General features: G+C 28.8%; 8 protein-coding genes. 1 reads left to right on the top strand and 7 read right to left on the bottom strand.

Features of this window, described 5'->3' with window-relative positions; genetic code table 11:
- Positions 1 to 78 precede the first annotated feature (78 nt).
- Positions 79 to 1,320 carry a M20/M25/M40 family metallo-hydrolase gene (locus ACRC28_RS11990; RefSeq protein WP_438543680.1) on the top strand — a complete coding sequence of 414 codons (1,242 nt, stop codon included), beginning with the start codon at positions 79 to 81 and terminating at the stop codon, positions 1,318 to 1,320.
- A 23-nt stretch (positions 1,321 to 1,343) separates the two neighbouring features.
- Here ACRC28_RS11990 and ACRC28_RS11985 read toward each other — a convergent pair whose 3' ends face one another.
- The 7 genes from ACRC28_RS11985 to ACRC28_RS11955 all read right to left on the bottom strand — a co-directional run.
- Positions 1,344 to 1,568: a hypothetical protein gene (locus ACRC28_RS11985; protein ID WP_438543679.1), complete on the bottom strand. Its 225-nt coding sequence runs from the start codon at positions 1,566 to 1,568 to the stop codon at positions 1,344 to 1,346.
- Positions 1,569 to 1,598: 30 nt separating this feature from the next.
- Positions 1,599 to 2,117: a GNAT family N-acetyltransferase gene (locus ACRC28_RS11980; RefSeq protein ID WP_438543678.1), complete on the bottom strand. Its 519-nt coding sequence runs from the start codon at positions 2,115 to 2,117 to the stop codon at positions 1,599 to 1,601.
- Positions 2,118 to 2,191: 74 nt separating this feature from the next.
- Positions 2,192 to 3,748, bottom strand: coding sequence for an ABC-F family ATP-binding cassette domain-containing protein (locus ACRC28_RS11975; protein ID WP_438543677.1), 1,557 nt, complete (start codon positions 3,746 to 3,748; stop codon positions 2,192 to 2,194).
- A 156-nt stretch (positions 3,749 to 3,904) separates the two neighbouring features.
- On the bottom strand, positions 3,905 to 4,039 hold the full coding sequence (locus tag ACRC28_RS11970) for a hypothetical protein (RefSeq protein WP_438543676.1): 135 nt from the start codon (positions 4,037 to 4,039) through the stop codon (positions 3,905 to 3,907).
- Between the two features lie 61 nt (positions 4,040 to 4,100).
- Positions 4,101 to 5,750, bottom strand: a complete 1,650-nt coding sequence (locus ACRC28_RS11965) for a cell shape-determining protein (protein WP_438543675.1) — start codon at positions 5,748 to 5,750, stop codon at positions 4,101 to 4,103.
- 145 nt (positions 5,751 to 5,895) lie between these two features.
- Positions 5,896 to 7,191 (bottom strand): homoserine dehydrogenase, encoded by a 1,296-nt coding sequence (locus tag ACRC28_RS11960; RefSeq protein ID WP_438543674.1) that lies wholly within the window; start codon positions 7,189 to 7,191, stop codon positions 5,896 to 5,898.
- 210 nt (positions 7,192 to 7,401) lie between these two features.
- On the bottom strand, positions 7,402 to 8,612 hold a 1,211-nt coding region (locus ACRC28_RS11955; RefSeq protein WP_438543673.1), incomplete at its 5' end, for a C40 family peptidase.

Genomic DNA, 8,612 nt, shown 5'->3' with positions numbered 1-8,612 from the left:
TGTATTGCCTAAATATTGTTTCTTTTAAAATGTAGATGTATACTTTTCTATGAACTATTAATCTTAGGAGATGTTTTTATGGAAAAACGCGCAAAAATTTTATCTGCAATGATAAAGTGCAATACTATATCAGAAAAGGCTGATACTAAAGAAAAATTTAATGAATTTCATTTAGTACTGAAAAATAACTTTAAAAATATTTTTAGTACCTTAGATATTATTAATATAGATGGAAACTTAATTTTAAAATGGAAAGGTAAATTTAATGATTTAAAACCTATTGCTCTTATGAATCATATGGATACAGCACCTATAAATTGTGGAGAATGGAATTTTGATCCTTTAGGTGGTGAAATTATAGATAACTATATTTGTGGCAGAGGTACTATTGATACAAAAGGTCCCTTATGTGAAATGCTTATTGCTTGTGATGAATTAATAGAATCTGGATTTACTCCTAATAGTGATATTTACTTCATGTCTACACGTAATGAAGAGATATCTGGAGATGGTGGTGAAAAAATATGCTCTTATTTGAAGGAGCATAAAATCTTTTTTGAAACTCTTTTAGATGAAGGTGGTGCAATAATGAATCCACCTATAAAAGGAGTTAATGGAGCTTTTGCAATGATAGGAATTTCTGAAAAAGGTCATATAATTTTAAAATTAACAGCTGATTCAAAAAATTTACTTAAAGTAAAAGAAAGTTTTGAAAAAGAAAATCCCTTTAAAAGTAGAGTTTCAGATGAAATGATAGAAATGCTTAAATCATTTAGTACTAAAGTAAGCTTTCCTATGAACCTTATCTTCAAAAGTGGAAAATATCTAAAGCCTATTTTAGCAAAAAGCCTAAATAAAATGGGTAAAGAAGGTTCTGATATGATAAGAAGCACCTATAAATTTAGTGAAATTGATGATAATTCCACAACACTTACCATTAAAGTATCTCAGGAAGATGGAATATCAGGTGTTATGAATATCTTAAAAGAAAAATTCAAAGAATTTAATATAGATTATTCTGTAGAATATAGTTTTCCACCATCAAAAATAAGTACAACTAATTCTAATGGGTTTAAAAATATTGAAACTTCATTAAAAAAAGTTTTTGAAAATGTAACTATTTCGCCATATAGAATGCTTGCAGGAACAGACTCAAGACATTTTGATTCCATAACCCAGAATACCTTTAGATTTGCTCCACTTTATATGACACCAGAAGATATGAATATGGTCCATGGTCTAAATGAAAAACTTTCAATAAGCACCTTTGAAAAAGGAATTCTTTTCTATAAAGAATATATAAAAAACTATTCTAAATAATCTAACCTAAAAAGAGTTAGCCATTAATTTGCTAACTCTTTTTTACTAATACATTTTGCAATATATAAATTGCCTTCATCAATTCCCTTTATAGCATCTTCTCTAGTTGGATAAACTCCCTTTTTCCATCCTGGATAATTTATTCCCTCTTCTAATGAATCATTTAGCTCATTGTAAAGTAATTCAATTTCATCTATATCCTCTTCTGTTCCAAGTATTATATTTATGACCATATCTTCTCTTTCCATTTCTACCTCTCAAGTATATTTATTTTTTGTTTAATTTAACACTATTTCATAAATAACACTATCATTCCATTGTCCATTTAAATATATATACTTATTATATATTCCAATCCTTCTAAAACCACTAGATTCTAATATCTTTTGAGAAGCTATGTTTTCTATAGATGTCCCCGCTTCTATTCTATGGAGCTTATGAATATTCAAAGCTTGCCATAAAATAATCTCTACTGCCTTCTTCCCATACCCCTTTCCAGTATGAAGTTTTGCTATCCTATACCCTAGTTCAGCCTTATTCATCTTTCCTCTGATAACTTCCACAAGATTTATTCTTCCTACAATTTCATTATTATTATCCTTTATTAAATACATATAATGTATTCCTTGCTCTTGTTCTTTAATTAATTCCTTTAGTATTTCTTTAAAGTTATTTTCTTCATAATATTTATCTCCTCTAGCTATGCAACTCTCCTCAAAAAAGCTTCTATTATCAATTTCAAACTTTAATAAATCCTGACCATCTTTTTCATTAATAGGAATTATTCTTATGCTCATACTATCCCCCCTCTATATTTACTTAAGTATAACAAAAAGAGCTAGTAACATCACTAACTCTTTTATTAAAGCTCCTATAGAATTTTTAATGTCCAATCCTCACAGTTCCAGATATCTGTTACTACATCTCTATAGAATTCTGGTTCGTGGGATACTAATAGTATTGTTCCTTTGTATTCCCTTAATGCTCTTTTCAGTTCATCTTTTGCATCTTGATCTAAGTGGTTTGTTGGCTCGTCTAGGATAAGTATGTTTGTTTCTGTGTTTAGTATTTTACATAGTCTTACCTTTGCTGCTTCGCCTCCTGATAGAACTCTTATTTTTGATTCTATCTGTTTGCTTGTTAATCCACATTTTGCAAGTGCTGCTCTGATTTCGTATTGTGTTTTACTTGGGAACTCGTTCCATACCTCTTCTATACAAGTATTGTTGTTTCCTTCTCTGTCTTCTTGCTCAAAGTAGCCTATTTGTTGATAGTCTCCTTGATGTACAACTCCACCTAATGGTTTTATTTTTCCAAGTAAACTTTTTAGTAGTGTTGATTTTCCAAGTCCATTTGCTCCTACTAATGCTACTTTTTGTCCTCTTTCTAAGTAAAGATCTAATGGTTTTGTTAATGGCTTATCATAACCTATTTCTAATCCTTCTGTTTCAAAGATTATTTTCCCTGCTGTTCTTCCTTGTCTAAAGTTAAATTCAGGTTTTGGCTTTTCTTCCATTAGTTCTATTCTTTCCATTTTATCAAGCTTTTTCTGTCTTGATTTTGCCATTCCTGTTGTTGCAACATTTGCTTTGTTTCTTGCTACGAAGTCTTCAAGTCTTGCAATTTCTTTTTGTTGCTTTTCATAGGCTTGTTCTAGTCTCTTTTTATTATCATCATATATTCTCTTGAATTCATAATAATCTCCAACATAACGAGTAAGTTTTCTTTCTTCTACATGGTAGATTAAGTTTATTACATCGTTTAAGAATGGAATATCATGTGATATAAGTATAAATGCATTTTCAAAGTTTTGTAGATATCTTTTAAGCCATACTATATGTTCTTCATCTAAATAGTTTGTAGGCTCATCTAATAGTAGGATATCAGGGTTTTGAAGTAATAGCTTTCCTAAAAGAATTTTTGTTCTTTGTCCTCCTGATAAATCATCTACATCTTTATCTAGTCCTAAATCTAAAAGTCCAAGTCCTTTAGCTATTTCTTCTACTTTTGCATCTATTAAATAAAATCCATTATTATCAAGCATATCTTGAATAACTGCTGTTCTATCTAGCATTTTATTTAATTCATCTTCAGTACAGTCTCCCATTTTTCCATATAATTCATTCATTTCAATTTCTAAATCAAAAAGATATTTAAATGCATCTCTTAATGCATCTCTTATGCTTGTTCCTTTTTCTAATGCTGCATGCTGGTCCATATATCCTACTCTAACATTATTAGACCAAACAACATTTCCTTCATCTGGCATAAGCTTTCCTGTTATTATATTCATAAAAGTAGACTTACCTTCACCATTTGCTCCTATAAGTCCTACATGTTCACCTTTTAATAATCTAAAAGATACATCTTCAAATATTGCTCTATCACCAAATCCATGGTTTACATTTTTAACTGTAACTACGCTCATTTTTTCCTCCTAGTTATAAAACATTCTAAAACTTAGTTTAATTTATCCTAATATCTTTGTAAAGTATTTAACTATAATTTTTTATGTAACTTCTATATTTTAATTTTTCTCTTTAAGAAAACTCTAGAGAGCTTATCTTTCCCTCTAGAGTTTATTTTAATCCATTGTATTTGTTTTATGACCACATGTTGGACATTTATAATACTTTTTCCCATATTGATTATTATCATATGCATATTCATATTCTTTTAATGTATCTCCACATATAGGACACTTTTTTTCTTTATCCATATCGTTTCTCCTAAGTTTTTATTTAATTATATAATTTTAATTTTCTATTGTAAACTTAGGATTATTTTATTTTTTCAAATTTATTTACTATTATAAATTTGTTGTCTCCAACTGGAATGTATTCTATTTTAACTTTATCTCCAGCTGCGCTTAAAGCAACTTCTCTAGCTGTTTCTGTTGATACTGAAAATATTTCATTTTTTCCTTTTAATTTTATATCATAGATACTTGTACCTTCTTTAACTACTAGTCCTATTCTTTCAATTTCACCTTCTACTGTTTTTCCAGTATTACTTCCTTCTAAAGATATATTTGTATTTGTTAAAGCTTCTAGATATCTATTTAATGTTGATTGAAGTGAATCTCCAACTGCTACTGTGTTATAGTTTTTAACATTTACCATAGCATATTGCTTCACTAATCCATTTGCATCCTTTAATGTTGTAAAGTAAGTTGGTTCATTTTGTATATTTATAAGATATGGGAATGTTGCTGTATAACTAAACTGTTGAACTTTCCCTTCTGCAGATTTCATAGCTGCCTCTTCAGTTGCTCCTGCTGTCTTATACATTGTAGTCTTTCCTGTTTTTGTGTTTGTTAGCATAAATCCTACAAGTCCTTCATCATTTCCAACTGATGTTATTCCTGTATAATAGAAACATTCATCATTGTTAAATATTAAATTCATTCCTTCTGTAGTTTTAAGTTTATCCTTATCACTAAAGTTTAAAACTCCATGAACTAAAGTTCCCCATTTATCATTGTGTCTTTGCACAAATTTTGAAGGCTGAATTCTATCTACCCACTTTGGCATATCTTCTATTGTATAAATTTCACTTTCACCTGTTTGAACATCTATTAATAATGCTCCAATAGCTTTTTGTTCTGTTACTCCAACTCCATTATCATATCTAGTTATTACATAGTATGGTTTTCCTTCATCATTTAACTCAAATGTAAAATCAGTATGTCCTGCTTTCATATCTTTTAAAAATGCTGCTCTATTTAAGTCACTTAAAAGATATGATGATTCTAAATATTTTAACTTTAATGGTTGTCCATTTAATTCTGTAACTAATTTAACATCATTTTGATTTGTAGCACTAACCATTATATAACCTGGTGTTCCTTCTCTGTTTGAAATCCACTTGAAAAATGATGAATGCTCAAGTGGTCCAACATAATAAAGCTTTCCTCCAACACTTTGAAGAGTTAAATCACCTATCTCTACTTGACTTCCAAGGCTTGGAATTTCTCCAAGTTTTTTGTCTGCAAGCTTCATAGCAAGTTCTTCATCTATTGTTGGTAATTGATTTAAGTCTATATGCTTTATTTCACTTGTAAATTCAATATTTTCTATTTCTCCTGCTAAATTTCTATGTTTTTGATAGCTTAATAATGGACTAAAGAAAATATTTACTCCTATAAATATTATTCCTGCTGCCACTCCTATAGTCATAAATTTTTTAGACATATGAGTTACGCCATAAAGAATACTTATAAATGCAAAAGGAATCATAATTTCTTCAAAGCTTAAAGAAAGATCTAATATTAATGCACTTTTCAAAACTAATGAAATTGCTACTATTATATACCCTATAATAAGCCATTTTAAATATCCTTTTACTGTCCCACGTTTTTTTATTTTATTTGCTTTTTGCTTTACTTTACTTGCAAAATCAAATATATTAGAAAAATCATTCTCTCCCATTTTATACACCTCTTAATAAAAAATTCTTATTTATTTAATATATTGTTCATATTATATCATAATGTGATATTTATTACTATATATATTTTTTATTTTTTTCTAACTAAAAAGAGTCTTGCATTTTTCTGCAAAACTCTCTTTAAAATTAATTAAAATCTTCAATTCTTATAATATTATCTATTTTCTTAACTGATGATAATTCATATATCTCGTCAATTGCTTCAATAATTTGTGATTCCTTAGTATAGTGAGTTACAAGAACTAATGTTACTGCTCCATCTTTATCTACATCTCTTTGAATAACTGACCTTAAACTTACGCCACTATCTCCAAATATTGTAGTTATTTTTCCTAAAACTCCTGGCTCATCATATACTCTTGTTCTGATGTAGTATTTACTTTGAACCCCTCTCATATCTCTGAACTTTTTATCCCATAAATTATTTTTAACTACTGGATTTATATTGTCTAAATCAATATTGTTTTTAAGGATTGTTATCATATCACTAACTACAGCACTTCCTGTTGGTAAATCTCCTGCTCCTCTTCCATAGAACATTAAATCTCCAACTGCATTTCCTTTAACTAAGACCGCATTAAATGAATCATATACATTTGCTAGTGGATGATTTTTAGGAATCATTGTAGGGTGAACTCTCATTTCTAGTTTTCCTTTTTTATCTTTTACTATTGCCAAAAGCTTTATAACCATTCCAAATTCTTTAGCATATTGCATATCTATAGATCTTATATTTGTTATTCCTTCTCTATAAACATTTTCTATATCAATTTTTGTTCCAAAGGCTAAAGACGATAAGATTGATAATTTATATTGTGCATCATATCCTTCAATATCTGAAGTTGGATCTGCTTCTGCATATCCCATATCTTGTGCTTCTTTTAATGCAACATCAAAGCTTAATCCCTCAACTTCCATTTTTGTTAATATATAATTTGTTGTTCCATTTATTATTCCATACATTTCTTCAACTTTATTTGCTGTAAGACTTTCATTTATTCCTTGAATAATTGGAATTCCTCCAGCTACTGATGCTTCATATTGAAACATTGTTCCCATTTCATCAGCCTTTTCAAAAAGTTCATCTCCATTATTAGCTATAAGCATTTTATTTGCTGTTACTATATGTTTCTTTTTCTCTATACATTTTATTAAGTAATCTTTTGCAGGCTCTATCCCACCCATAACTTCAATAACTATTTTTATTGAATCATCATCTAATATTTCATTGAAATCGGTAGTAAGAAGCTCTTCAACTATTTCTACACCTCTACGCTTATTTTTATCTCTTACAAGCACTTTGGCTACTTCAATATCATATCCTGAACGTTTGACTATTTCATCTCTATTTGAATTTAATATCATCCATACACCACGACCTACATTTCCTAGGCCTAATAATGCAATCTTAACTTTTTTCATAATTCTCCCCCTTTTTTTTGCCCCTAATTTATATTCACATTATAAACCTTTAAAATATTTTTTTCCATATTATACCTTAAATTTATTTTTTTACATACACTTTTATTTTTTTGTTTCTTTGTAATCCTTATTATTCAAACTTCAAATTTTTTATAAGAAAAAAACTAAGACTATTCTCATAATCTTAGTTTCTATAATGTTTATCATTTTTTAAGATAATACTCTTCTTGCACATGCAATTTTATTCCATGGTACATTTTCAATTCTAACATAAGCATGAGATTCTGGCGCTACAAGCCATTTCCCATTACCTACATATAATCCTACATGAACCGGTCCCTTAAAAAATAATAAATCTCCTGGTCTTACATTATTTAATGATATTGCTCTTCCTGCATTTACTTGTTGATAAGTTGTTCTTCCTATATTTATTCCCATTTGGCTAAATGCCCAATCTAAAAGACCTGAACAATCAAATCCTCTATATCCATGATTTATATATTTAGCAGGAATATTATATCTTCCTTCCCTTGCTACTTCTGGGAATTCTCTTTTTAAATTATTTAAACTCTCTGTTGTAATGTACTGCCCCTCAGCTCCCCATAAATATGGTGATCCTATTTGATTTTTCAATATAGAATAAAGTCTTTCAAAACTTGCTCCTGACTGACTAGAATTATCTTCTAAATGGTCAACTAATTTAATATACTCTGCACTAGTATAACCTGTTTGTCCATTAAAACTTATCTTATACCAGTTACCCTCTTTACCTAAAACTTTTAATCCTTGTCCATTTAGTAAATATCCTACAACTGATGAACTAAGTGATGGATTATTTCTAACTCTTAATGATGAATCTATATTTATTACTTCACCATACTTTTTAGTATAGCTTATTCCACCATCATTATTATTATCATTCACATCATTTACTGTTCCATTTACTGATATAAATGAGCTATCTACATATCCTGTTTGTCCATCGATATTTATTCTGTACCAACTTCCAGTTTTCCCAGTGACTTTAACATTTTGACCATTTAATAAATATCCAACAACTGAAGAATTTAAGCTTGGTGCTGTTCTTACTCTTAAATTTGATGAAATATTTATTACAGTTCCAGTTTTATTTGTAGACTCTACATTATTATTTGAGTTATTATCCATACTACTTACTTTTTCAACATAAGCAGAATACACATATGCATCTTGTCCATTGTAATTTATTTTATACCAATCTCCACTTTTGCCCGTAATTTTAAAAGTTTGTCCACTTTCTAAACTTCCAACAATAGCACTATTTAATGATGGATTAATTCTAACTCTTAGAGTTGAATCTATATTTACAACTTTTCCAAATCCGCTAGCATCTTCTGAAGAATTACTTTCATTATTATTATTTTCTCCACTACCTAATATTT

The organism is Clostridium sp., assembly GCF_051650885.1.
Classification (GTDB): Bacteria; Bacillota; Clostridia; order Clostridiales; family Clostridiaceae; genus Clostridium.
This window is presented reverse-complemented; position numbering and strand designations above follow the sequence as displayed.